Origin of the sequence: Parendozoicomonas callyspongiae (assembly GCF_023502345.1) — a bacterium.
Lineage (GTDB): Bacteria > Pseudomonadota > Gammaproteobacteria > Pseudomonadales > Endozoicomonadaceae > Sansalvadorimonas > Sansalvadorimonas callyspongiae.
Window position 1 is genome coordinate 59234 of record NZ_JAMFLX010000013.1, and the last position, 25989, is coordinate 85222.

18 protein-coding genes are annotated in these 25989 nt (G+C 47.5%); 9 read left to right on the forward strand and 9 right to left on the reverse strand.

What is annotated here, in order from left to right:
• Nucleotides 1-122 precede the first annotated feature (122 nt).
• Entirely contained in the window at nucleotides 123-2216 is a 2094-nt protein-coding gene (locus M3P05_RS10970) for a RecQ family ATP-dependent DNA helicase (protein ID WP_249699659.1), read from the forward strand.
• Complete coding sequence (locus tag M3P05_RS10975; RefSeq protein ID WP_249699660.1) at nucleotides 2216-3640, forward strand: DNA-processing protein DprA; 1425 nt, start codon at nucleotides 2216-2218, stop codon at nucleotides 3638-3640. Before M3P05_RS10970 ends, M3P05_RS10975 begins: the two co-directional genes overlap by 1 nt.
• 331 nt (nucleotides 3641-3971) lie before the next feature.
• On the opposite strand, the gene radA is transcribed toward M3P05_RS10975, so the two are convergent.
• Nucleotides 3972-5345: a DNA repair protein RadA gene (radA, locus tag M3P05_RS10980; protein WP_249699661.1), complete on the reverse strand. Its 1374-nt coding sequence runs from the start codon at nucleotides 5343-5345 to the stop codon at nucleotides 3972-3974.
• Between the two features lie 189 nt (nucleotides 5346-5534).
• Between radA and M3P05_RS10985 the strand changes: the two genes are divergently transcribed.
• The 4 genes from M3P05_RS10985 to M3P05_RS11000 all read left to right on the forward strand — a co-directional run bounded on the left by M3P05_RS10985 (nucleotide 5535) and on the right by M3P05_RS11000 (nucleotide 13429).
• A complete protein-coding gene (locus M3P05_RS10985; RefSeq protein WP_249699663.1) occupies nucleotides 5535-6686 on the forward strand; it encodes a dicarboxylate/amino acid:cation symporter in 1152 nt (383 codons plus the stop codon).
• Between the two features lie 297 nt (nucleotides 6687-6983).
• The gene (locus tag M3P05_RS10990; protein ID WP_249699664.1) at nucleotides 6984-9026 is read left to right on the forward strand and encodes a death domain-containing protein; all 2043 of its coding nucleotides are present in this window, start codon (nucleotides 6984-6986) and stop codon (nucleotides 9024-9026) included.
• Nucleotides 9027-9132: 106 nt separating this feature from the next.
• A complete protein-coding gene (locus M3P05_RS10995) occupies nucleotides 9133-11238 on the forward strand; it encodes a hypothetical protein (RefSeq protein WP_249699665.1) in 2106 nt (701 codons plus the stop codon).
• A 325-nt stretch (nucleotides 11239-11563) separates the two neighbouring features.
• Nucleotides 11564-13429, forward strand: a complete 1866-nt coding sequence (locus M3P05_RS11000) for a hypothetical protein (protein WP_249699666.1) — start codon at nucleotides 11564-11566, stop codon at nucleotides 13427-13429.
• Nucleotides 13430-13440: 11 nt separating this feature from the next.
• On the opposite strand, the gene M3P05_RS11005 is transcribed toward M3P05_RS11000, so the two are convergent.
• Complete coding sequence (locus M3P05_RS11005; protein ID WP_249699667.1) at nucleotides 13441-13917, reverse strand: Mpo1 family 2-hydroxy fatty acid dioxygenase; 477 nt, start codon at nucleotides 13915-13917, stop codon at nucleotides 13441-13443.
• A 142-nt stretch (nucleotides 13918-14059) separates the two neighbouring features.
• On the opposite strand from M3P05_RS11005, the gene M3P05_RS11010 reads away from it, so the two are divergent.
• Nucleotides 14060-14713, forward strand: a complete 654-nt coding sequence (locus M3P05_RS11010) for a dioxygenase family protein (protein ID WP_249699668.1) — start codon at nucleotides 14060-14062, stop codon at nucleotides 14711-14713.
• A gap of 203 nt (nucleotides 14714-14916) precedes the next feature.
• Nucleotides 14917-16086, forward strand: a complete 1170-nt coding sequence (locus M3P05_RS11015; RefSeq protein WP_249699669.1) for a porin — start codon at nucleotides 14917-14919, stop codon at nucleotides 16084-16086.
• Between the two features lie 79 nt (nucleotides 16087-16165).
• On the opposite strand, the gene M3P05_RS11020 is transcribed toward M3P05_RS11015, so the two are convergent.
• The 7 genes from M3P05_RS11020 to M3P05_RS11050 all read right to left on the reverse strand — a co-directional run bounded on the left by M3P05_RS11020 (nucleotide 16166) and on the right by M3P05_RS11050 (nucleotide 23529).
• Nucleotides 16166-17164 (reverse strand): type II asparaginase, encoded by a 999-nt coding sequence (locus tag M3P05_RS11020; protein WP_249699670.1) that lies wholly within the window; start codon nucleotides 17162-17164, stop codon nucleotides 16166-16168.
• 130 nt (nucleotides 17165-17294) lie between these two features.
• The gene (locus M3P05_RS11025; protein ID WP_249699671.1) at nucleotides 17295-18350 is read right to left on the reverse strand and encodes an RING finger protein; all 1056 of its coding nucleotides are present in this window, start codon (nucleotides 18348-18350) and stop codon (nucleotides 17295-17297) included.
• A 111-nt stretch (nucleotides 18351-18461) separates the two neighbouring features.
• A complete protein-coding gene (locus M3P05_RS11030; RefSeq protein WP_249699673.1) occupies nucleotides 18462-19454 on the reverse strand; it encodes a hypothetical protein in 993 nt (330 codons plus the stop codon).
• 187 nt (nucleotides 19455-19641) lie between these two features.
• Nucleotides 19642-21135: an apolipoprotein N-acyltransferase gene (gene lnt, locus M3P05_RS11035; RefSeq protein WP_249699674.1), complete on the reverse strand. Its 1494-nt coding sequence runs from the start codon at nucleotides 21133-21135 to the stop codon at nucleotides 19642-19644.
• A 60-nt stretch (nucleotides 21136-21195) separates the two neighbouring features.
• Nucleotides 21196-22053, reverse strand: coding sequence for an HlyC/CorC family transporter (locus M3P05_RS11040; RefSeq protein ID WP_249699675.1), 858 nt, complete (start codon nucleotides 22051-22053; stop codon nucleotides 21196-21198).
• Nucleotides 22046-22534, reverse strand: a complete 489-nt coding sequence (ybeY, locus tag M3P05_RS11045) for an rRNA maturation RNase YbeY (protein WP_249699676.1) — start codon at nucleotides 22532-22534, stop codon at nucleotides 22046-22048. Before ybeY ends, M3P05_RS11040 begins: the two co-directional genes overlap by 8 nt.
• Entirely contained in the window at nucleotides 22534-23529 is a 996-nt protein-coding gene (locus tag M3P05_RS11050; RefSeq protein WP_249699677.1) for a PhoH family protein, read from the reverse strand. The genes ybeY and M3P05_RS11050 overlap by 1 nt, the downstream gene beginning before the upstream one ends.
• 342 nt (nucleotides 23530-23871) lie before the next feature.
• Here M3P05_RS11050 and M3P05_RS11055 point away from each other — a divergent pair, with 342 nt between their 5' ends.
• Entirely contained in the window at nucleotides 23872-25851 is a 1980-nt protein-coding gene (locus tag M3P05_RS11055; protein ID WP_249699678.1) for an SDR family oxidoreductase, read from the forward strand.
• Nucleotides 25852-25989 lie beyond the last annotated feature (138 nt).

The window sequence follows — 25989 nt, forward strand, 5'->3', positions numbered from 1 at the left end:
GTCTCATGAATGGAGAAGTTACCGTTTAAGAAAAACACTTGGGCAGTTCCCGAATCAACGACAACGGGTGCATAATGGGAGGATATGTGAGCATCACAAACTATTTTCCCGGCAGGAGGCCCATGGATCGTGTTCAGGCACAGGAGCTGCTCAGAATAGCTCTGGACAAACCAGAAGCTGATTTCAGAGATGGGCAGTGGGAAGCCATTGACGCTTTGGTGAATCACAACCAGAAGCTGCTTGTGGTTCAGCGAACGGGCTGGGGCAAGAGTTCGGTTTACTTTATCAGTACCAAAATTTTTCGTGATCGCGGGCGTGGCGTCACCATTATTATTTCCCCCCTTCTAGCCCTGATGCGCAACCAGATTGATGCAGCTGCAAGGCTGGGTGTTGCAGCTGTGACCCTGAACTCCACCAACAGGGAAGAGTGGGACACAATAAAGCATCAGATACTGAATGACGATATTGACTGCCTTCTAATCTCCCCGGAACGGCTGGCAAATGATGACTTTATCAACGATGTTCTTATGCCAGTTGCCAGCAACATCGGCTTGATGGTGGTGGATGAGGCTCACTGCATCTCCGACTGGGGGCATGACTTCCGGCCTGACTATCGTCGTATTATCAATATTCTACAACGTCTCCCTGCCAACACTCCCGTACTGGGCACAACCGCAACAGCGAACAACCGGGTTGTAGAGGATATTCAGTCCCAGCTTGGGGATATTGTTTTACACAGAGGTCCCCTGATCCGGGATGGCCTCAGCCTTCAAACACTGGAGCTGCCCGACCAAGCTTCCCGGCTGGCCTGGCTTGCCCAAACAATCCCGCAACTTGATGGCACGGGAATTGTCTATGTGCTCACCAAACGGGATGCCGACCAGGTAGCCAGCTGGCTGGTTGAGAATGATATCAATGCCAAACCCTATTACAGCGATGTGGTCGACCCTGCTTTTGAAAATAGTGACCAGTATCGTCAGCACCTTGAAGATGCTCTGCTGAACAATGAAATTGATGTACTTGTTGCCACCACTGCTTTAGGCATGGGATACGACAAGCCTGACCTGGCCTTTGTTATTCACTTTCAGGCACCTGGTTCCATTGTTGCCTATTACCAGCAGGTTGGCCGGGCAGGTCGTGGTATTGATTCCTCGGTCGGTGTTCTTCTCAGTGGTCGGGAAGATCGCGATATACATGAATATTTTCGGGGTTCTGCGTTCCCCTCGGAAGATGAGGTCAACCAGATTCTGGAAGCCCTGGATAATGCTGATGGTTTGACTGTTCGGCAACTTGAAGAGCACTCAAATGTCAGTATGAGGCAAATTGAAAAAGTGCTGAAGATGCTGAGTATCGAAAACCCAGCTCCAATTTTTAAGGATGGTTCTTCCTGGTACCGCACTGCCAACCCTTTCACTATGGATCATGATCGAATTGCTCACCTGACACAGCAAAGAGAGACTGAGTGGCAGGAGGTGCAGAATTATATGGCGACTGATGCCTGCCTGATGACATTCCTCAGAAACTCTTTGGATGATGACAGTCAGCAACCTTGCGGACGTTGTGTTAACTGCCTGGGCCGGTCAGTGGTGGATACAGCTGTAGATCGCAATATGGCTCACCAGGCCGCTGCATTTATGAAGCAGGCAGAGACCATCATAAAACCCAAAAAACAAACGGCCAGGAACTCCTTTGTTCATTATGGTTTCCCGACGAATCTTCCTGCACATCTGCAAGCTGAGGAAGGGCGTGTACTTTCCCGATGGGGGGATGCTGGCTGGGGGAATATGGTGGCTGATGATAAACACACGGGGCATTTCCGTGATGAGCTTGTTGCTGCAACCGCTGAGATGATACGTGAGCGCTGGAATCCAGCAGAGTTTCCTATGTGGGTTTGCTGCGTTCCTTCACGAAACCACCCAGAGCTTGTACCGAACTTTGCTCAACGGCTGGCGTTAGCTCTTGGTTTGCCTTTTGTCGACGCCATCGCAAAAACCAGAGACAATGAACTGCAGAAACTCCAACAAAACAGGTATCGAAGATGTCGAAATCTCGACAATGCTTTTGCGGTAACAGAATGTTGCAGCGGCCCTGTTTTGCTGGTTGATGATATTGTGGACTCTGGTTGGACTTTTACAGTTACTGCAGCGTTGCTAAGACAGGCTGGCAGTGGAAATGTATATCCGGTCGCGCTGGCTTCCACCTCAACAGGTGATTGATGAGCATTTCAGAAAACACACAGGCGATTTTGTTGCTGAATGCATATTTCTCCAAGTCCGAGAAGGGGGCTGCCAGACCCCTGACTCCCACGGAGTGGGCTCGGTTTGCATTATGGCTGAAGGACAAGCAGCTTTCTCCAGACCAACTGCTCCATGAAAAGCCTGGTGAGCTTTTGGAAGGGTGGCAGGATAAAAAAATCACACAGGATCGCATTCAGTCACTTCTTGGGCGCGGCAATGCCCTGGCTCTTGCTCTGGAGAAATGGCACAGAGCAGGTCTTTGGGTGATCACTCGCTCTGATGAGTGTTACCCAAAAAGGTTGAAGGCCAGGCTTGGTACTTTGGCGCCACCAGTGTTTTTTGGTGTTGGCAATAAAGACTTGTTAAACCATGGGGGGCTGGCGGTTATTGGTTCCAGAAATGCTACTCAGGCGGATCTGGATTTTACCACTGCTATTGGTGAAAAAAGTGCATCGGAAGGGTTTAGTATTGTTTCTGGAGGTGCCAGAGGTGTTGATGAAACAGCTATGCTGGGTGCACTAAACGCCCAAGGTACATCTGTCGGCGTGATGGCCGATAGTCTGCTTAAGGCAGCTATGGCACGGAAATGGCGCAGCCACCTTTCAAATAAAAGTCTGGCCTTAATATCACCATTTAACCCTGAAGCCGGTTTTAATGCCGGTAATGCTATGGCCCGCAATAAATATGTTTACTGCATGGCGGACTCTGCACTGGTTATTCATTCAGGCACCAAAGGTGGAACATGGAACGGTGCTCTGGAAAACCTGAAAAAAGGATGGGTGCCGTTATGGGTAAAACCTACGGAAGACCAGAGTGCTGGTAACCAAGAGATTGTTGCCCAAGGTGCTCAGTGGTGTGAAAGCATCTTAGAAAACATATCTATTGGTGCGTTGCTTACTTCACAGAAAAGCATAGATTCCTCAAGGAGTAGTACGTCTCTTGGCCTTTCTTTTGAGCAGGTTGAAAGTGAAAGGACAGAGCTGCATCTAGAGAAGGAAATGTTTGCAGAGACGATACCTGACGACATTGCAGAAACAACAACTCCCGCTGACCATGTGAGCGAAACTCAGGAAGAAGAGAACCTTCACCCTGACAAGGAAGAAAAGGAACAGACGTCCGAGCTTGTCCAAGAGGATGTAGAAAGAGCTCTTCAACCGGAAGAGCAAGACAGCTCTAATCCAGGCTCTCTATATGATTACTTTCTTCTGCATTTGGCCACCCTTTGTAAAGCGCCAACAACTGCAGATGATATTTCAAAAGATCTTGAACTTCACAAAAGTCAGGTTAAAGAGTGGTTACTTCGCGCCATAAATGATGGAAAAATTGAAAGGCAAAGCCGCCCAGTTCGTTACAGGTGGAAGAATAAAACAGCATCATCTCAACAGGATTTGGAAGGCTTTTAAAGGAAGAAATCTCGAGGGCTTGCCCCCGAGTAGTCGGTCTGAAGGGGTTTTCTTAATCGAAGACACCCTAGTTCAGAAGACTACTGCAGAATATTTGTTGAATGAACTGGAATGGGATGAGTCCATTCATGCCCAGAGCGAAGTCTTTGGTTTGGAAAAGTGCCTGACTGTGAGAGGGTATTGGCTAGATATCCAGTACATCATTTCAGTGAGGATGCCGTGTCATAGTTGCTGGATTCAAAGGCCATAGATGGCCTGAGAACCGCGCTGGGCAGGACAGCCCTGCGCGGTGGGAAACTTTGGCAGGCAAAGTGAGCGAAACGAAGTACTACTAGATAGCATCCAGCGCATCAGAGAGTTTGGTGACACCAATCACCTGAATACCTGGAATATCCTTTCTGGGTTTATTGGCGACGGGCACTATTGCTTTCTTGAAGCCATGCTTGGCTGCTTCAATAAGACGCTCCTGGCCATTGGCAACAGGTCGGATTTCACCTGCCAGGCCAACTTCACCAAAGGCAATCATATCTTGGGGGAGAGGGTTGTCCCGCAGACTGGAAACAATCGCCAGCAGACCGGCAAGGTCGGCACTGGTTTCAGTAATGCGCACTCCGCCAACAACATTCAGAAAGACATCCTGATCACTGGTGAAGATACCACCGTGGCGGGTAAGAACGGCCAGTAGCATGGCCAGGCGGTTCTGATCCATGCCCACAGTCACCCGGCGAGGGTTACCTAATTGAGACTCAACAACCAGGGCCTGAATTTCTACCAGTAGTGGGCGTGTCCCTTCCCAAAGAACATTAATGATGCTGCCTGAGGTTGTCTCCTCACCGCGCGACAGGAAGATCGCTGAAGGGTTTTTGACTTCTTTCAGGCCGCGTTCCGTCATGGCAAAGATGCCCAGCTCATTTACTTGCCCGAAGCGGTTTTTGGTTGCGCGCATAATCCGGAAGCGGGAATCATCGGTATTGCCCAGCATTAACTGAGTATCAATGATATGGCTGAGGGTCATGGGACCAGCCAGAGAGTTATCTTTGGTGACGTGACCCACAATCAGAAGCACGGTTCCGGTCTGTTTGGCAAAACGGGTCAGAAATGCTGCCGATTCACGTACCTGGGCAACGCCACCTGGAGCTGAATCAACACCTTCCATATACATCACCTGGATGGAGTCGATCACGATAATACCGGGCTTTTCCTGTTCTGCGACCTGAATAATACGTTCAGCGGATGTTTCAGCCAGCATTTTTAGTCGATCAGTTGGCAGGCCAAGACGGCGGGCCCGTGCTGCAATCTGCTGCAGGGATTCCTCACCAGAGACATACAGCGCGTTCATGTTGCTGGCTACATGGCAGAGCGTTTGCAGCAGAATGGTACTCTTGCCTGCTCCCGGATGGCCGCCAATCAGAACAGCACTGCCCGGTACAAAGCCCCCTCCCAGTACGCGATCGAGTTCAGAGTATCCACTTGAAAAGCGGGGAGCTTCTTCTGCACTGACTTCCGATAGAGCCTGAACTGCAGCCAGAGAACCGGCGAAACCAGAGAGATTACCCGCAGGGGTTGCATGAGGGCGTGAAGATCCCAGATTGATCTCTTTAAAGGTATTCCAGGCCTTGCAGTCCGGGCACTGGCCCTGCCATTTGCTGGACTCGCTGCCACATTCTGAGCAGACAAAAGCTTTGCGGGATTTGGATTTTGCCATCCGGTGTTGTTCTGAAATCAGTTAAAGGAAAACGATATCTTATCCTGATCAACAGCTTTCGTCTTGCGTCAACAGAACCTGGAAGGTGAGTTTGTACGGGAATGTCTATCCTTCTTCTAATATACAGGAGTTTGATAACAAAATGTAATCAGGCTCAACAGAATGACTCGCCATGGGAGGCATGCCTGAGTGAAACTGATAGGTCGACTTTTATTAGGGATTATTGCCGGTATTCTGATGGGGCTGTTTGCTCCCTTGTTTCTTACCCAGCTATTGGTGACATTTAAGGGACTCTTTGGCGAGCTTCTTAACTTTGCAGTGCCCCTGATGATTCTGTTTTATGTGATGTCGGGTATCGGCAGTCTGCAGAAAGGTTCTGGAAGGGTTCTGGGCGTGACTATCGGGCTTTCTTACCTTTCCACTATTACTGCTGGTTTATTGGCCTTTTTTGCGGCTTCTTACATTCTGCCGGAAGTGGTCGTGGTTAACTCTTCAGATATTGACGCCGGACAACACATTCAACCATATTTCACTATTGGTTTGCCGCCTTTGCTGGCAGTGTCCAGCGCCCTGGTAACCGCCTTTGTTTTTGGTGTGGGGATTTCTGTTACTCGTAGCAAAGAGCTGCTGAAGATTACCGATCATGGGCGTGGTGTTGTTGAGCTGCTTCTTCTAAAAGCTATTATTCCAGGCCTGCCCATCTACATTTGCGGTGTTTTTGCCGAGATGGCTGCTGCAGGTACAGTGTTCAATACCATCTCGACCTTTATCTGGGTTCTGGCGCTGGCTCTTTTTCTGCACTGGGTCTGGTTGTTTGTTTTGTATACGGGAGCAGGTCTGGGCACAGGCAAAAACCCTTTGATCATGCTGCGAACCATGTTGCCTGCCTATATTACGGCTGTAGGAACGTTATCAAGTGCTGCAGCTATTCCTGTGACTGTTGACTGTGCCCGAAAACTGAAGATCAACAATCATGTGGTTGATTTTGCCATTCCACTCTGTGCGACTATTCATCTTTCCGGAAGTGTGATCACAATAACCATTTGTACTATGGCGATTATGCTGATGTCATTGGGGGGATTGCCCAGTATGGCGATGTATATTCCCTTTCTTATGGCTCTGGGTGTTGCTTTGGTTGCTGCTCCTGGTATTCCTGGTGGTGCGGTCATGGCGTCAGTAGGACTGATGACATCCATGTTGGGATTCAATGACTCAGCCATTGCTCTGATGATTGCACTTTATCTTGCCCAGGACAGCTTCGGCACAGCCTGTAATGTCGTTGGTGATGGAGCCATAGCCACGGTCGTCGATCATATTAGTTCAGACCGCTGGAACTCCTGACTTCAATGGGTTTGACACTTCACAGTTGACCAAACTTAATTAGCCGGTCATGTGTAAGCGTATATTTCTGGACAACCTGGAGATTGAGTCAGAAATATACGATTACGTATACCCGGATACTGCTTGAATCCAGCCTTACTTTTATCCCTGCCAATCTTTCAGCATCAATAACAAGCTGGTTATAGAGGTTTGTGAATCAGTAAATCCAATTCATTGTCCAAAGTGAGAATGCGGGTTGTTCAAACACCATAATTAACCGGCTGCCATTTGGTGAGGTTTCGTAAGGAGATAGAAAACATGTATAAAGGAATAGGCGCAACAAATTCTCCGCCAAGTCATAGTAGGTGGCCTGCTGAAAGAGGCGAGGAAACCGTAAAGGTAGAGAGGGAACCGGCCAACAAGCCCGAAACTCTGCCAGAAGGAACTTTTGATGAACCAATAGCAACTGAACCAACGCCTTTACCCATAGCAACAAGAAGGGTTAGCTCAACTTCTGCGACCACATCGCCTGAAGAAAAAAGCAGAGAGGCGGCCATGCAGAGGGAAATCTCATATCCGGCGCTCTCGTACTTGTTTGAAATAATGATAAAAAATCGATTCCCAGTAACCCAATGGGAGCAACTGGGAAAGGCTCTTGGCCTGGAATCGCACATATTACCAAACTTTAAGTGTCGCTATCCGCTGGATTATCGCTATATTCCCGTGATTGCCGAATGGTATACGAAGGGAGGCACTGTTAAGTGTGGACCCACATCACCTGATGAATTTTTAAAAGCCCTGGAAACTGTTGATCCCCAATGCGCAGTGACTATCAGGCGTGAATGGTGTTTAGATCCCCATGACTCTGACTCCACCCCCTCCAGTGTCGCAAATGATATGTATGTGTCACTGAACAAAATGCCACTGGATAGACCACTGACCCAATCGCACCTGGCGCAGCTGGAGGAACAGCTGCGTAAGAATAATTTTTTTGTTACAAAATGGTTTATTCTCGGTGTGGCTCTGGGGCTGAACGTCAGTGCCCTGGAATCCATTTTTTCGTCAACTGTTGACGGTGAGAAATGCGTCCGGGAAGTTTTGAAAAAATGGATTGACGGTGAAGATTATACCCACATGCGAGGAGCTGCGACGATTCAACGGTTGTGTCAGGCGTTGAAGGTAATTGGAGACGCTGCCTGTGCTGAAAATCTAGAGCAGAAGTTTGCGCAGAACACAATAGATGAAAGCTATTCCAATCCTGATATCAAACGGGTATGGCAACGGGTGCCATGGAAAAAAACCAGAGATGTTATCGAAGAAAATCACATCCCCTTCATTTTGGACATGCTGGAATATTTGGAGATGGACAATGATAGCATTTTTAGTTTATTTCTTAATCTGGAATTGTTTTATCCTGACATCAAACCCGTAACCGATCAGCATACTGGCCGATTGTGTGTAACTAAGCTGCTTGAAAAGTGGATAAAACAAAAGGCAGATGGGGCAACAGCTGGGAAGATTTATCGTGCAGTTAATGCTCTATCCGCTCAAAAAGGAAAAAAATATAGAGCAGCTATAGAAGCTGGTGGTTTTCACAAACAGATAGCCGGTCAGGAATCGACGAAAGAGCTAGAGCCGATGGTGGGTGGGGCATCTGGAGAATTACAGGATAAGGTACTGACTGAGCTGTTTATTTCTATTCAGCAGGATCAAACTCTTCCCAGCGTTTACAAATGGCGGCAACTGGGTCAGAAGCTGGGGCTGAGCGATATTCAACTGAGTGAGATTGGGGAAGATAACCCCGAGGACTCAAGAATTTTTCTGGTCATCTGGTGGTGGGTAAGAACTTTCGCTTCACGGCCAGGTTCGTGCACTCCTACCCAGAAAAATCTGGTCAATGCCGTGGAAGAATCCTGGGGACCGATTTACGGGAAGCGATTGGAAGACCACTTCCAAAGCATATTACAGCGTGTTGATAAGCCACCCTCTTTAGCGGCAGATACTGAACCTGAGTTGTCATTTGATCAACTGACCTTGAACTCCCCTTTACGCAGGGAGCATCTGGGTAAGTTGTTAGCACTTCTGAAGAAGGACTGCATGCTAGGAGAGTCTCAATGGTTCTCCCTGGGCATTCTTATGCGCCTCAAAGTTGAAACGCTTCGGACTATAGGTACAAGCTATTACAGAAACCCTCAAAAATACTTTGGACAAGTGTTGGAGTATTGGCTTCAAGGGATGGATGACTCATTGAAGGCTGGACTTCCCACACCGGCTCTCCTCGTGGATATACTGCAGTCACATCGCAATGGTGCCGCTGCAGAGAGGTTGAAGGCACACTTTAAACAACGACCTGAAAAATAATAAAAACGGGTACTGTTTTATCGAAGCGTTTACGTTTTTGCATACCTTGTGCAATGCTTCTTTAAGGCAGTGGAATGATTCCTGTGCGCCTTGAGGGAGCAAAAATATGTTTGGACCAGGGGGAAAAAGAATGAGAACCCATTCAGACAGTTCAGCCGGTGATGTAAATTATCACCCCAAAAAACAGAAGACGAAGGATTCGAGCCAGGAAAGGGATACGCTAAGCCCTGAAAATCCTCGAGAATCTTTTCCACAGAAGATGCTGGTTGATTCTTCAGTTGGAACCACAGACAAAGTTTTAGATGATCGGAAGACAGAACCTATGGAAGTGGTTCATGCAACATCAGTGAATCCACAGTCTGTAGCCTCAGCTGACAAACAAGCTGCGATGGATATGCGAATTTCGAAACCGGCTTTATCGTACCTGTTTGAAGCCATCATCAAGTGTCGTTTTCCTGCAGGTAAATGGAAGGAATTGGGAAAAGCGCTGGATGTTTCGCCGAACACGCTATCAAATATGGAGATCGGCAACACGCCTGTGAGACTGCGTCATTGCGAGGTCATTAACATATGGTTCCGGCAAAACAGCCACCTGCACAAAATCACTCCAGGCAATTTACTTCGAATTTTGAAAGGTATTGATGAGACAACAGGCAAAGCCATTGAAAGTGCATGGTGCATAGAGCCCCAGTCTGCCAGTGCCTCTGACAATCATGTGAATAAGCCCTATGTGCCTTTTGAGCAATTGCCACTCGAATGGCCTCTTTCAAAATCACATTTACCTCAATTAATAGAGCATCTCAGCCAGGTTAATTTTCATAAAGCAAGCTGGATGACACTGGGCCTGGCTTTGGGATTGACGTTTTACTCTTTGGACGACATTCAATTAGCTGGAAACGGTAATGTTGAGCAATGTGCTCGACAGGTTTTAATGACATGGATTGAAGGGAATGACTATACCGAATGGCGAGGGCCCGCGACGATGAAGAGGCTTTGTCATGTACTGCATACGATTGGAGAGTCTGCTTGTGCTGAAACACTTGAGCAGACATTTTCAGGTAATGAAATTACTCCAGATTATACCAGCACTGATGTGAGGCGCATCTGGCAAGAGAAACCATGGGCGAACGAAACGGATGTTATTAAGGAAAGTGACCTGCCGTTCATTCTGGGAATGCTGGAACATCTGAGCATCGCTGAAAGTGAATATGATTGTTTTGATTTATTTATTTACCTGGGTTTACCTTTGTATATTGTAACAGGCATAACAGAAAACAATAATTCTGTTCAACTGTGTGTTGTCTTGCTGCTTGATAAGTGGCTGAAAGAAAAGGCTGATATGGCAACAGCTGAAGCATTGGTTAATGCGGTTAAAAAGATCTCACCTGAAAAAGGAAAAAAATGTAGAGCTCTATTAAATGCTGGTGGTTACCATAAAGAATTTGCCGGACAGGAATCAAAGAAGGAGCTAACAAACGCTTCAGTCGGGGTAAAAGATGGGTCACCAGGAGAGCTGACAGATAATCGACTGGCTGATATGTTCGTTTATATTCAGGATAAAAAAAGTTCCCATTTTCCTACCGCTAAATGGCGGAAACTGGGGCAGACACTGGGGTTGAGTGACGAGATGTTGAATGACATTGCGGCTGGCCCCCGCTATTCTCAAGCGTTTCTGGTCATCTGGGGCTGGGTAAACAATTTCGCTGCCCTTCCTGGTTCCCGCCCTCCTGTGCAAAATGAACTCATCTTCGCTCTAAAAAAAATTGGCGAAACGGTGGCAGCAGAAAAACTGGAACAGCATTTACAAACATCATGGCATTCTGTTGCGAGCCAGCCTGGAGGTTCAGAGCAAATAGTCCAAATGGCAACATTTGATCAACTGACCCTAAACTCCCCCTTGCAGCCAGCCCACCTGTCCAGTTTACTGAAACTGTTAGATCAATGTAGCTATGGAAAGGCTGAGTGGTTCCCGCTGGGAATTCTAATGCGCCTCCGCATTGATAACCTCAGGATAATTGAGAAGGACAATTCAGGGAATGTTGCAAAGTGCTTTCAAGGGGTGCTTGTGGAGTGGTTGAATTGGGCTGGCAGCTCATTGATTCATGCCGGGCCACCCACACCGGCTCTTTTGGTTAAGTTTATGCGTTTAACAGGCGATCCGGCTGCAGCTGACAGGATGGAAGCTTACTTTAAATCATGCTCGGAAAAATAACGAACCACAGTTCCTGATTGAATTGTCAGTCCTACTGTACAAAGTGGTCATGAAAGAATTGGAGTAATAAGAATCACCAGCTGTCCAAAGAAGAAGTAAAAATTTCTTCAGGAGGCAGAATATGTGTGGAAATATTAAACGGGGAAAAAGCAACTTGCCGGGAAGGGAAGTCAATCCCCCAACATTCAAGTCTCCCCCCACGTCATCATCGTCTGTCAAATATAGAGTCAGACCTTACCCGGACGGTAGCTCTGGCAGGAGGGCAGTGGATGCTTCATCAACCGCAGTCATCCCAGGACTGAGAAGTTGGGGCAGTATCGAGTCGATGGAAGTTGAACCGCAGCTTGCGTGCCCTGATCCTGTCACCTCAAAAGGCGAACGCCCTGCCAGAGGTGCCAAACTGTCATCACCGGATTTGTCATTTTTGTTTGAAACTATGATAGCTAATCGTTTTCCTGTTGATAAATGGGAGGAGCTGGGAAAAAAACTGGGGATGTCAAAACATGACCTGTCAAGCATTGAGGATGAACCATACGAGCGACGCTTTTTAGCAGTCATTTATAAATGGAGGAGAAATTCATCAACAACCATTCCCGGCCATTTACTTGAAGCTCTGAAAAGCATTGATGAAAATTATGCCTGTGCTGTTGAGCGCAAATGGCTTATACCCTGCGAGCCTGCCAGCGGTACTGTTCATGGTGTTTTTGTACCATTTAATAATATGCCACTCGACAGGCCTCTTTCTATAACGCATTTACAGGCGTTAGAGGAACAACTGAGGACACTTGGCTTTTCACCGACTCAATGGTTTACCCTCGGCCTGGCTTTAGGGTTGAATTACATGACTTTGGATGATATTGGTTTAGATAATCGTGGTGACTGTGAGCAATGTTTCTGGCAGGTTTTAACGGCATGGATTGACGGTGATGACTATACCTGCTGGAGAGGCCCTGCAACGTTGGAAAGGTTATGCCACGTATTAAAAGAAATGGAATTAAATGACGTTGCCCAGAAAATACAGCAGAAGTTTTCACAAAACCAGGTTAATGAAAGCTACACAAACCCTGATGTGGAAATACATCGGCAACCAAGCCCCTGGAGAACCGAGGACGATGTTATTAATGAAGGGCATATACCTTTTATTGTGGAATTACTGGGCTACTTAAATATTAAGGGTAATAGTCGTTTCTTTCTTAGATTGGGGTTGTCTATACATGAAATAAGGGTTGTTGAAGATGATGTTAAATCTTCTGGTGGCGAACTGATCTTAAAACTACTGGAAAAATGGATAGACAAAAAGGCTGATGAAGCAAATGTTAAAAAATTAAGTGATGCTATTTCCTGCACCTCACCCGAAAAAGGACGACGATTCAAGGCTATTGTTGAAGGAGGTGGTTTTTTCAAACAAATTGCGGGAAAAGAATCGACGAAATCATTGCCGCTAAAGGATGGGGCATCTGGAGACCTGCCTGAAAACGTGTTGACAGATCTGTTTGTTTATATAATAGAACCCACCACTCATATATCTCATTCTAAATGGCATAGGATGGGGCAGGAGCTGGGACTGGACGGCAGCCTTCTGAATGGCATCGAAAAGGAAGGGGTGGACTGTGGGTCTAAATTCGTTCTGGTTATCTGGCGCTGGGTTAACAACTGGGCTTCCCGTCCGGGCTCCAGCCCTCCAACACAACAACACCTGATAGCCGCTCTGAAAACCATTGACGGAGCTGCAAGTGCAGAGAATCTGAAAGCGCATTTCGGAAGAAGAGCTCAAAATGCCGTAAAGCCTGTTCTAACCAGGGGGGCTGACCACACACTACCATTTGAGCAGCTGCGCCTGGATACACTACCATTTGAGCAGCTGCGCCTGAATACACCTTTCTGTTCTGAGCACCAGGCTGAGCTATTTCAGCTATTGAAGAGCTGTCGTTTTGGAACGATAGAATGGTTTTGTTTGGGAATTCTCATGCGCCTGGATATTGCGGAACTCTTGGCTATACAAAAAAACAATAACAGGAATGTCATAGCTTGTATGAGAGAGGTGCTGGAGCACTGGCTGGAGGGAAGAGGCCGTTCACTTGAGGCTGGTCTGCCCACACCAGAGCTCCTGATTAAGCTGGTTCATTCCTGTAATCAACATGCCGCTGCTGAAAATCTGGAGTGTTACTTTAAACGTAAATCCAGAAGATAACGAAAACCGGCTTAATAAGATAAGCCGATTTTTCGATAAAGAAACCCCAGGCACCAGGCCGGGCCAATCATCAGGTATTGGAGATCCTTAAAGAATGATGGTTTTTTCCCTTCAATATGGTGGCCAACAAACTGAAAAATCCATAGAACAACAAATGCAGAGATAGCTGTTATGGAGAGTGATGCAATTTGAGCTGCTTCAAACCAGGCGATCAGGGTGTAGCTGACAAGAGATAGAACGAACATTCCAAGAGTGATTGTCAGAGACAGGCGAATATAAAAACCAAGAACAAAAAGCAGCGAGAGGGTAGCCCAGTTCAGCAAGGGGTGAATGGCGCTGAATGCTGCTGGAGCCGGCAAAGACCAGAGCAGAGCCAGGATGTCCAGAAAGATCAGGGGAACGCAGATCCAGTGGATCAGCTTATTGGTTCGGTTCTGATGGCTTTCACCATACTCTTCAAACCATTGATCGATAGTTTTGCTGTTCATTAACTCCACCTTCTTCATTATTTTTGTTTTTGGTGACATTACTGTAACACCAGATAACGAAAATGCGGACTTTATGGACCAGCAGGCAGTTTTTCGGGTCTATTTTTATTGATCTTATGTGGTTAGCAGCGGGGGTAATTCTGTGAAAAGGCGGCGTTTTCTTGGAAATATGCTGGCGGCAGGTGTTGCGGTGGGTGTTGCCCATGTCTGTGCCCGAGAGTGTAAAAAAATTCCTGCATCCGGTGCCGGGCCCATGAAGCCTTTGGCTAACCCGCCTTTAACCAATGACTTAACCCGCAGGCATCCTGATGGCCCTGAAGCTGTAGGGCATAAAATTACATTGATGGGGCGTGTGACAGACCAGAACTGTGTCCCCCTTGCCTATGCAGAAATTATTCTCTGGCAGGCCTGTGCAACTGGCATGTATGACCATCCGAACGAAGACCGGGCCGAATGGCGTGATCCGAACTTCTGTTATGAAGGACGAACCATCACGGATTCAGAAGGACGATACCTGTTTCACACGGTTTTACCTGGTTCATACCCTGTGCCCGGAAAAGCTGATAAAGAGCGTGGCCTTGTTGCCTTCAGGGCTCCCCATATCCATTTCACCGTATCTGTTCCCGGACAAAGAACATTTACCTCCCAGATTCTTTTTGATCTCTATAACGACATCAACAAGTTTGACTTGGTGATGTACGGCAAGGAACAACAGGAGCGTGATCTTCTGACTGCTCGTGTTGAACCGGCTGAAGAAGGCCAGCCCATGTTGTGTCACTTTGATATGGTGATTTAAACCTTTTTGAAGCTGTGCTGGTTCCTCCTGCTGGTGTCCGGTTTGGTACTGTGGTTTTCAGTGCCTTTCCCGCCCAAACCACATTAAGTGACAGTTGTTGGTTAATCTTTCTTTTCGCCTGCTCCAGTGCGTCTATATTTGAGAGTGGTCTGATTTGGGGTTCTGTTATCCCAACACCAAGAAAAACCACTGGAGTATTCGTAATGAAGAAGTCGGTTTTGGCCGCTGCTGTTGCAGCTGTTGCAGGAAATGCACTCGCTGTTGATGTGTATAACCAGGATGGTGCAACGTTAAACATTTTTGGTGAGGTGAAATCCACATACAGCAATACAGAAAAAGATGACAAGGGCACCAAATTCAGCATGAGTGGCTCAAAACTTGGAGCTTACGCCAAGTATGATCTGGATAATGGGTTCTATGTTAAAGGGTATCTTCGTTTTTCATTTGACCTTAATGAGTCTGGCAATGTTGAACTCAGTAAAGGGTTTATCGAAGCGGGGAGTGACGAAACCGGTTCCCTGACTCTCGGGCGTCATGGTTCAGTACACGGTGACATTTTTGATTATGACCAGAGCTGGGCTTTTGGCGGGGATGCAAAAAATGGCGAAAATATTTTTGGTACCGGTTCCATAGAGAGCGGGCTTGTTTATAAGTGGAGCAACAATGGCTTCACATTTATGGCTCAGCATTCAACAGACGAGGAAGATACTTACAGCCTGCAAACCGAAACCAAGCATGGAGAGGCGACCAACAATGATCAGAGATATAAGGGTAACCTTGACAAAACAATGGCGTTTGGAGGGGTATGGGATTCAGATTTCGGCTTAAGCCTGAAGGCTGCCTACACCACAGCCACGCTGAACAAGCTGGAAAAGAAAGAGTGGAAAAGTGGCAAGTGGGTGTGGGAGAAATTTGCAGACTCAAAAGATGTAAAGGCAGTTTCTACCGGTGTGCAGGCTGGGTATAGCTTTGGTGACGTAAGCCTGGCGGCAGCTTTCTTCAGGTTTAACTATCAGGCGGACAGAAAGCAGGATCTGGATGTTGACCACAACTCCTTTGGTTTAAGCGCAAAATATAAGCTTGATGACAAACTTAACTTATACACTGTTTACGATTCGATAGAAATTAAAAGCAAGTATCCCAATGTTAAAAACGCCAGTGACAATCTGGTAAAGGGAGAGGCGGAAACCAAAACCTTTACCCTTGGCCTGGACTACAGCCCACATAAACAGGTGGTCACATTTGTCGAATTTGCCCAGGTAGACACCGACTTTAAAGATAAATACAAGTATCGTAATTCTGATGGTATAGAGCTGGTGGCCAAAAGTTCAAAAGCCAGCAAGTACGCTTTTGGGGCCCGGGTTTATTTCTAGTTAGTTAAAAAAGCTGAATACTCTGCGTCTTCCATGCCTTGTACGGAACTTGTATAGAAGACGCAGAGAATCCCGGAAGTTAATACGCCTTGAATATCTGTCGAATATCTTCCCGGTTTCTGGTGGTGGTTAGTGCCAGCTGCAGAAGAATCCGGGCTTTATGAGGGTTCAGCAGCCCTGATGCAATGAATCCATATTTGCTGTCATCAACCTCGCCTGCTTCTGTTGTGGCACCGCTCAGTGCCCTGGAGGAACGGACAACAATCATTCCTTTCGCAACCGCTTCTTCCATGGCAACGCCTACGTCCTTATGGAAGTTGCCGTTACCAAAGCCAGCATGAATCAGACCATCATAACCGGCTTCGATAAAGGCTCTTACGGCCAAAGCACTGTCACCACCGGCGTGGGCGTAAACAATGCCAATACGGGGTAGCTTCTCCAGCTGACCAACGTGAAATTCAGAATCAACCGTATGTTTGCGCTGGGGCATGCGCTGAAATTCCACACTCTGTGCATGAATATGGCCAAGCGGGCCAAAGTTAGGAGCCTGAAATGTGTGAATGGCGGTGGTGCAGGATTTCGTGACATCCCTAGCACCCCAGACCGTATCATTGGTGACAACAGTTACCCCTCGCCCGATTGTTTCAGGGCATACGGCTGTGGCAACAGCTTCAAACAGGTTCATAGGGCCATCGGCACTGTGAGCATTGGCCGGGCGCATGGCACCTGTTAATACAACAGGTTTGGGGGAGTGAACGGTCAGATGAAGGAAGAAAGCGGTTTCTTCCATAGTGTCTGTACCGTGAGTGATCACGACACCATCCACATCGTCATGTGCCAGCAGTTCATTACAGCGGCGGGCGAGCGGTAGCCATACCGCTTCGTCCATGTCCTGAGAGCCAATACTGGCTATCTGGTCTCCGGTAATATCTGCCAGATCACGAATTTCCGGAATCACGGAAAGCAGTTCATCCACACCCATTTTGGCAGATGTATAGGCACCACCAGTCTCAGATGCTGCTGCTCCGGCGATGGTTCCGCCAGTTCCAATAATGACGATATGGGGTTTTTTAGACACGTTTGGTCTCTGTGAAATATTAAGTTCTGTTGACAGAACCAAGGTTAAAGAATAGACGCTGATGATCAGGATAAGCCCCAGAAAAGCTGCCACAGACTAAAGGCAGGCTGCATGTGAGGCAAGTTGATTATTACTGTCTTTTCGGCTTTTTTGATAATTCTTCTGTTATTTCTACCAGCATCTTAACATTAGGATTATTACGCTCAAAAACTCCTTTTCTTAAGGCTGACTCTTCAGGCAGATGTTGGCGAAGCACGTTCAGTTTGGTAATAACGGCTGCGTTGCTGATATCTTCATAAGTCACAACGGCTCTGGCGGGAGTTGACCATAATCTGCCTGGAACTTCTTCAATATAAAAAATATCGCCACATTTTGGACAGTTAAGTGGGGCTTCTGCGTTAGGCTTTAGCCTGTCTTGAATGCATTTAGGGTGAAAGTATGCAATACATACTTTGTCTTTTGATTTTATCCTTTGATGTCTTAAAGGGTTTACGGAGTCGATAGTTTCCTGACAAATATCACACTGAGGAAGAAGCAGCGTAAGGGTATTCATCATACTCATTGCAATCAGTGGTTGGGCCGCCGTTGCTACAGAGTGTTCCAGTGTTGCCTCCACATAGTCGGCATGTTCCTGAACTCTTTTGAACTCCAGCTCTTTTTGTTTGAGTTGAGCCTCCAGCTCTTTAAGTTGGTTGGCTTGTTGAGCACATCTCTTCTGGAATGTTGTTTTTTGCTTTCTGGCCTCGGCCTTAATTTTATTGTTTTCTTCTTCCAGCGCTCTAATGCTTTGCCGTTGATCCTCCATGATCTGCTCCCTTGGGGCAGTTGCTTTCTCAACAAGCTCAGTGGTTGTCTCCTGATTTGCCTTTGATTGCTGCTTATAGATTTTTTTTACTAAATCGTTTTCTACTCTTAAGTCTCTTGCTTCAACCCTTTTCGCTTCAGCTGTCATTTGAAGAATATCCAAACAACTAAAGATTTTATGCATGATCACTGGGTCAGTTTCTTGCAGAATTTGATCAAAAGAATGATCGCGAACAGCATCGCAGAGTTGTGCATCGTAATGGCCAAATTTGGCTATTTTGGTTAATGTCCCGCCTGTTTTAGGGTCTGGTCTAAAAGAAGGGGCACGCTTCCTGCGTGCTGAACCAGGATTAGAGCTAGAAGCTTGAGGTATTCCGTCCATTTTTTCTGCCCTCCCTGTTTAACAAATCACCAGTGGCTCGTATTTCGAATACTACGAGCTTTGGACTGTCAGAAGTCAGAAAAATTACCGGGAGAGTAACAGTCTTGTTAGTTACCTTATTATTTGACGGCCCTCACTATTGCATATTCCCGCTGCTATAAGCAGATGATAAGACGCACTGATAGCATCATATTGGTTTTGAGCTTCCGACAAGGTTCTCAGCTGATCAACTGTCAAAAAGCCCCACTCATAAAGCCGCATAAAGTTTGTCAGATTCCGGGGGCTGGAGGGGCGCTGGCTTTTAAAGCCCACCCAGGCTTTTACAATTGCCCGGACAGTCCTTTCATCTTCATCATACAATTTGATCTGGCCAAAAAATGCATCAATTTCTTGCTCAGACAGACCGTACTCATAGATGAGAATGTTATCGAGATAATCGTAATAAGGGTCGTACTGAATATTCTCAGGTGCCGTGTGAGTTTTAGGTGGAGTTGTCGGTGTTGTAAGAGTTTTATACCAGTCGCGCAAATGCGAAACTACATTAGAGGCAACAGTGCACACTCTGTTAAATGATGGGCACCAGCCGTAATATTTACCCTGTGAATTGCTGAGAGCCGTAACCTGATTGTTAAGCTCATGTTCAAGCATCTTGTGGTATTGGGTTAGAACACCTGAAAAGGCATTTTCATTCAAGTTCCCCATGGACATGTATTCCTGCTCTACAAGATCCATAAGTGAGCATAAATGGTGTATGCGGTTGACTGGTTTTTCCTGTTGGAGGCACCGCACTGTATCTTGAACGTGTGTTTTCAGACAAAGCTGTTGATAAGCCAGGTCTCCTTTGCGCATTGAGGTGAGACTCTTAAGCAGTTTGTAATGATCCTGCAATAAATATTCTGGAAGCTGCTTAAATAAATCCTGAATATTCTGCGGAGCTGAGAAATTGGTGAAGTGGGGGAGCTCATCGGTAGGTTGCCTGATCAGATGTCCTTCCCATTCACACTGTGCAATGTTGTTGCCACCACACCGTCCGCAGATGTGTGGGTCATAGCCATTATCTGGATTTGTTCGTGGCCACACCAAAGCTGCTATATCTGTACCCATTGTTTTACCCTCATCATCTAAAGCTGCCATCAAGTAACATTTATGAGAGTGAGGTGACTGCTTTAGTTCAGAAGGATGTCAATTTTACTAACATTCGGGTTATGAAAAGCCGGACAACTATGTTCGGCAAAAACTTATGTTCGGCAAAAATTCGTGTCCGACCAAAACTCGACAAGCTTTTGAAACGTTATAGCCTTTCACGCACCAGAGATGGAAATATCAGCAATAATGCCAGAATAAGAATGGGCCAGGAGCCAAATTGCATAAATGGTGTTATGCCTGTCATTGCTGGCAGTTCGCCCTCAAGTACTCCCTGCTGGTAGCGCGGTAATGTGCGGATTACTTCGCCTTTTGGACCGATCAATGCAGTAATGCCATCATTTGTGGCTCTTAACTGGTAGCGGCCGGTTTCCAGAGAGCGCATTCGAACCATTTGGAAATGCTGTTCCGGGCCAATGGAGGAACCGAACCAGGTGTCATTGGAAACAGTCAGCAGAAAGTCTTTCTCTCTGGCTTGTTCTGCTGCGAAATCCGGATAAACAATCTCATAGCAGATATAAGCAGCAAGTAGTTGTTCCTTGGCGGTTAGCCCGGTCTGTTCTGCTGAACCACGGCTGAATGAAGACATAGGCAGATCAAAGAAAGCAATAATCCCCCGCAGTGCAGACTCCAGTGGTACAAACTCGCCAAATGGAACCAGCTTCTGCTTGAAGTACTCTCCCTTTGCTTTTCCCAACCCGAACAGGCTGTTGTAGTAAGGGCCGTTGTCATACCAGGGAGCGCCGATTATCAGGGCTGTATCAGTTGATTCTGCCTGTTCTTCAAGAGCCTTGATAAGTTCAGGAAGCCTCTGGGGAAAGGCCGGTATAGAGTTTTCTGGCCAGAGAATAAGATCCTTACTCCATTGGTCAGCAGAAAGGTTTGTTAGCGTGCGTATAGTGTTTTCGAGATGGCTGGGTTTCCACTTCAAATCCTGAGAAATATTTCCCTGGATAGCACTGAAACTGATTGGTCTGATATCAGCCGGGGTTGTCCAGTCAGAGTCCTTAAGAAAAGTACTGGTTACTCCCAAAATACATACGACAGCAGCAACAGCATAATTAGCTTTGCTTTTTGGTTCCCGAATAATTGCGATCAGCACAGCTGCTGCGCTAACTATAAGAAGGCTCAAGCCGTAGACACCAGTAACTGGCGCTATTCCGGAGAACGGCGTATCCAGAAGCGTGTAACCAGCCAACAACCATGGGAAACCGGTCAGGAACCAGCTTCGGGACCATTCAAACAATATCCATAGGCCAGTAAATAGCAGAACTTTCTGCCAGGTTTGACGGTCAGCTTTTAAATATCCGAACAACCATGCCAGTGGCATAACGAAAGCAGCAGCCAAAGCGATAACAAATAATCCGGTTAACAGCGCTGCCAGTGGTGCCGGAGCATCACCAAACTGATTAATGCTGACGTAAACCCAGGAAACTCCGGTTCCAAACATGCCGATGCCGAAGCAAAGACCCCGAAGAGCAGCGATCTTTTTTGAGCCGGCTTTATCAAGCAGGAAAAAGAGAGTTCCTGTGCTGAGGACCATCGCAGGCCAGATATAAAACGGGCTGAATGCAAGTGGAACCAGTGCACCAGCCAGAGCAGCGAAAAGATATCCCAGCCAATCTTTTTGATCAGGTGTCATAAACAGTCTTAATAAAAATGCCGCAATAAAATCTGGTGCGGCATGATTGTCCAAATATATTTATTGCTTAAATCCGGCAGCATTCGTCACCCGCAGCAGGCGGATACGACGGTTGTCAGCATTCAATATCTGGAAGTTGTATTTATCAATGGTGACAGATTCGTTGCGCTTGGGCAGGTGCCCAAACTGCTGCATGACGATGCCACCAATGGTATCGAACTCTTCGTCACTGAACTCAACTTTGAAGTGCTCGTTAAAATCTTCAATCGGTGTCAGTGCTTTTACTACAAACTCATCTTTGCCGAGTTGCTTGATATAGCTGTCTTCCTCGACATCGTATTCATCTTCAATATCACCGACGATCTGTTCAAGAACATCTTCAATGGTGACAAGACCCGCAACACCACCGTATTCATCGATAACAATGGCCATATGATTACGGTTGCTGCGGAAATCATTGAGAAGAACATTCAGGCGTTTGCTTTCCGGAACAACTGTTGCCTGACGCAGGTGATCCTTGATGCTGAATCGCTTGCGGTTGTCTTCAAGAATCAATGGCAGAAGATCTTTGGCCAGCAGGATGCCGAGAACTTCATCCTTGCTGTCACCAATCACCGGGAAACGGGAGTGGGCGGCTTCGATAACCTGGGGCAGAAACTCTTCTGGTCTCTGGTCTGCTTCCACGCAGATCATCTGGGAACGGGGAATCATGATTTCCCGCACCTGCATATCTGATACCTGGAGTGCACCTTCCATAATGCGAAGGGCTTCGCCATCAATCAGGTTGCTGTGCTGCTCCGTATCGCGAAGCTGGTCAAGCAGCTCGTCGCGGGTTTGGGGGTCGCCGGAGAAAACCTGTTTCAGCTTCTCCAGCCAGTTTCGATTGCTTTGACCGTTGCCCGGGTGATCATCAGCCATTGTCTTCTATCTTGTCCTCGGTGAGATAGTCTTGTGAATAAGGATCGTTATAACCAAGAGACTGCATAATATCTGTTTCCAGCCCTTCCATTTCCTGAGCTTCTGCATCCTCAATATGGTCATAGCCAAGCAAGTGCAGTGTGCCATGGATAACCATATGCGCCCAGTGGGAGGAGGAAGTTTTGTGCTGTTCCTTTGCTTCACGTTCTACTACCGGGGCACAAATGACGAGATCACCCAGCAGTGGAATGTTCAATTCAGGGGGAAGGTCAGAGGGGAAAGAAAGCACGTTAGTGGCGTAATCCTTACCGCGCCATTGGTTGTTCAGTGACTGCCCCTCTTCAGCATCAACAATACGAATGCTGATTTCAGACTCATCTCGCAGATCACGGATGGCAGCTTTGGCCCATTGTGCAAGCTGCTCTTCGGAAGGCAGGCCGCTGCTTTCGCTGGCAACCTGCAGATCAATATGAACGGTCATTACTTCTGCTGACCCTGCTCCATGTGATTCTCGTAGCGATCATAGGCTTCAACAATCCGCTGTACCAGTGGGTGGCGAACGACATCCTTGGAGTTGAAGCGAACGCTGCCAATACCATTCACACCTTCCAGCACTTCCAGAGCGTGGCGCAGGCCGGATTTGGTATTGCGAGGCAGGTCGATCTGGGTGATATCGCCGGTAATAACAGCCGTTGAGCCGAAGCCGATACGGGTCAGGAACATTTTCATCTGTTCTGTGGTGGTGTTCTGGGATTCATCCAGAATAATGAACGCATTATTCAGGGTGCGGCCACGCATATAAGCCAGGGGAGCAACCTCGATCACATTTTTCTCGATCAGGCGGGTCACCCTGTCAAAACCCAGCATTTCGTACAGTGCATCGTAAAGAGGGCGCAGGTAAGGGTCGATCTTCTGAGCCAGATCTCCGGGCAGAAAACCCAGCTTTTCACCGGCTTCAACAGCAGGACGCACCAGAAGAATACGGCGAACCTCTTCCTGTTCCAGAGCCTGAACCGCACAGGCAACCGCCAGATAGGTTTTACCGGTACCGGCCGGGCCAACCCCAAAGTTGATATCGTTCTCCAGAATCGTGCGAACGTAGTGCTGCTGGTTTTTGCCTCGTGGGCGGATCAACCCTTTACGGGTCTTGATAACCACATCGTCCTGACTTTGTTGAGCCTCGGTCTGGTCCATCCCTGTTTCCTGCAGGTACAGGTGCACCATTTCCGGGGTGACGCTGTTATTGGCGGTTGTCTCGCCGTAGAGCCGCTGGATAACATTTTCAGCGGCCTTGATGGTCTCCAGCTCACCAGACAGTTCAAAGTGCTGGCTGCGGTTACTGATGCGGATTCCCAGGCGCTTTTCAATCTGCTTTAGATGTTCATTGAACTGGCCGCATAGCTCTGCAAAGCGGCGGGCATCGACAGGTTCGAGGTCAAACTGAAGGGTTTCTGGTTGTACGTTTAATGCGTTCAAAATGTAATGGTCAGCCTTTGTGGCGAATCTATTTAAAGCATATATCGGGGTTGGCATTCAGGAAAACAAGACCCGATTTGAGAATGCTACATGACTGCAGAAAATAAGGAAGTGGCACGCTGCCAGCTTTTCCCAAGGAAAAATCTGAATACTTTGACTAGGTTCTGTTAACAGAATCAAAACACCCTGCTCAGGAATAGAAGTTGTAACCTCTGGCTGTAGTTTATGTAAACCGCTATAGCTGTTGCTTGTCAGTACATATCGGCTGCGGCAAACTCTCGGGAGTTTCAGCATGCAACGCTTAGCTGAGTTGAATAATTATAAAGCCCGTTGGGAGTTCTGATGAAGTATTTCGTAACAGGTGGTACCGGGTTTATTGGCCGCTTCTTAGTGCAGAAACTGCTCAAACGAGGCGGAACCGTTTACGTATTGGTGCGGGAAAGCTCACTGGCCAAGCTCGATGCCCTCAAAGAGAGGGTTGGAGAGGGGGGTGACAGGCTGATTCCTGTTTTGGGCGATCTGTCTCAGGAGGCTCTGGGTCTGAGTGACCAGGTCAAGGGGGAGCTGACCGGACAGGTCGACCATTTCTTCCATCTTGCCGCAATTTATGACCTGAAGGCTGATGCCGCATCACAGGATGTTGCCAATATTGAGGGAACCCGTGCCGCAGTTCAGTGTGCACAGGCTTTAAAGGCGGGCATGTTCCATCATGTCAGCTCTATTGCTGCAGCCGGTCTCTATAAAGGTGTGTTCCGTGAAGATATGTTTGAAGAAGCTGAACATTTCCCTTCGCCTTACCTGAGAACCAAGCATCTGTCCGAGAAAGTGGTTCGGGATGAATGTGGCGATATGTCCTGGCGGGTTTACCGCCCTGGCATGGTCGTAGGGCACTCGGAAACCGGTGAGATCGACAAGATTGATGGCCCTTATTATTTCTTCAAGCTGCTTCAAAAAGTTCGTCAGGCTCTGCCTCCCTGGATGCCAACCATCGGTATAGAAGGTGGCCGGATTAATATTGTGCCAGTGGATTATGTGGTCGATGCCATGGATCATATAGCCCACAAAACAGATCTGGATACCCAGTGCTTCCACCTGACCGACCCTGACCCCTACAAAGTGGGTGAGGTGATGAATATCTTTGCTGAAGCGGGTCATGCGCCGAAGATGGCGATGCGGATAGATTCCCGTATGTTTGGCTTTATTCCGAAGATGATTCGTGATGGCCTGAAACGGCTGCCGCCTATTCGCCGGATTCGCAATGCGGTCCTTCATGACCTTGGGATTCCTGAGGAAGTTCTGGACTTTATTAACTATCCCACCAAATTTGATAACCGCGATGCAGAGCGTGCCTTGAGAGATTCGGGCATTACCTGCCCATCTCTTCCCAGCTATTCGACAAAACTTTGGGATTACTGGGAGCGGAACCTCGATCCTGAGCTGTTTGTTGAGAAGACCCTGAAAGGTGCCGTAGCAGGGAAAACGGTGTTTGTGACCGGTGCAACATCGGGTATCGGCAAAGCAACGGCACTGAAGCTGGCCGAAACTGATGCCAAGATTATTCTGGTTGCCCGTACGCCAGAAAAGCTGGAAGAAACCTGTCAGGAAATTGAAGCAAAAGGTGGAAAGGGTTTTGTCTACCAGTGCGATATTTCCAATATGGAAGACTGTGATCGCCTGGTGCAGAAGGTGTTGGAAGATCATGGTAATGTCGATATTCTGGTAAACAACGCCGGTCGCTCGATTCGTCGCTCCCTGGTTCTCTCCTTTGACCGCTTCCATGACTTTGAGCGCACCATGCAGCTGAATTACTTTGGCGCGCTGAAGATGATTATGGGTTTTGCACCAATGATGCTGGAGCGCCGCTCGGGACATATTATTAATATTTCCTCGATAGGTGTGCTGACCAAGTCGCCACGTTTCTCTGCCTATGTGGCTTCTAAGTCTGCGCTGGACTCTTTCTCCCGCTGCGCAGCGGCAGAGTTCTCCGATAAAAATGTGAATTTCACCACCATTAATATGCCGCTGGTGAAAACACCGATGATCGGACCGACCAAGATCTATGACTCTGTGCCAACCCTGACACCTGAAGAAGCGGCAGACATGGTCTGCGATGCCATTATTCGCAAGCCCAAGCGGATTGCCACCCGTCTTGGTATCTTTGCCCAGGTAATGCACGCGATTGCTCCCAAACTGGGAGAAATTGTGATGAATACCGGTTACAAGATGTTCCCGGATTCAGCTGCCGCCAAGAGTGACAAGAAACCTCAGATTTCTTCCGAACAGGTAGCATTTGCTGCTCTGATGCGGGGGATTTACTGGTAGCCTTTCCGCCAAATTCAAAGCGGCGTCTGGTGAGTATCCGCCGGGTTGAGGTTGTAGTGCTCAGTCAGGTTTCTTGCATCGTGTTCTGTTGACAGCGAAAACAGGAGTACATAGAGTCGCTTGGGATCACAAAAAAAA

Excerpts from the sequence above, each read along its gene's own strand:
- M3P05_RS11005 (WP_249699667.1), bottom strand. The coding sequence starts at position 13,917 with ATGAACAGCAAAACTATCGATCAATGGTTTGAAGAGTATGGTGAAAGC.
- M3P05_RS10995 (WP_249699665.1), top strand. The coding sequence starts at position 9,133 with ATGTTTGGACCAGGGGGAAAAAGAATGAGAACCCATTCAGACAGTTCA.
- M3P05_RS10990 (WP_249699664.1), top strand. The coding sequence starts at position 6,984 with ATGTATAAAGGAATAGGCGCAACAAATTCTCCGCCAAGTCATAGTAGG.
- M3P05_RS10970 (WP_249699659.1), top strand. The coding sequence starts at position 123 with ATGGATCGTGTTCAGGCACAGGAGCTGCTCAGAATAGCTCTGGACAAA.
- M3P05_RS10975 (WP_249699660.1), top strand. The coding sequence starts at position 2,216 with ATGAGCATTTCAGAAAACACACAGGCGATTTTGTTGCTGAATGCATAT.
- M3P05_RS11055 (WP_249699678.1), top strand. The coding sequence starts at position 23,872 with ATGAAGTATTTCGTAACAGGTGGTACCGGGTTTATTGGCCGCTTCTTA.
- M3P05_RS11025 (WP_249699671.1), bottom strand. The coding sequence starts at position 18,350 with ATGGACGGAATACCTCAAGCTTCTAGCTCTAATCCTGGTTCAGCACGC.
- M3P05_RS11040 (WP_249699675.1), bottom strand. The coding sequence starts at position 22,053 with ATGGCTGATGATCACCCGGGCAACGGTCAAAGCAATCGAAACTGGCTG.
- M3P05_RS11015 (WP_249699669.1), top strand. The coding sequence starts at position 14,917 with ATGAAGAAGTCGGTTTTGGCCGCTGCTGTTGCAGCTGTTGCAGGAAAT.
- M3P05_RS11030 (WP_249699673.1), bottom strand. The coding sequence starts at position 19,454 with ATGGGTACAGATATAGCAGCTTTGGTGTGGCCACGAACAAATCCAGAT.
- ybeY (WP_249699676.1), bottom strand. The coding sequence starts at position 22,534 with ATGACCGTTCATATTGATCTGCAGGTTGCCAGCGAAAGCAGCGGCCTG.
- M3P05_RS11000 (WP_249699666.1), top strand. The coding sequence starts at position 11,564 with ATGGAAGTTGAACCGCAGCTTGCGTGCCCTGATCCTGTCACCTCAAAA.
- lnt (WP_249699674.1), bottom strand. The coding sequence starts at position 21,135 with ATGACACCTGATCAAAAAGATTGGCTGGGATATCTTTTCGCTGCTCTG.
- radA (WP_249699661.1), bottom strand. The coding sequence starts at position 5,345 with ATGGCAAAATCCAAATCCCGCAAAGCTTTTGTCTGCTCAGAATGTGGC.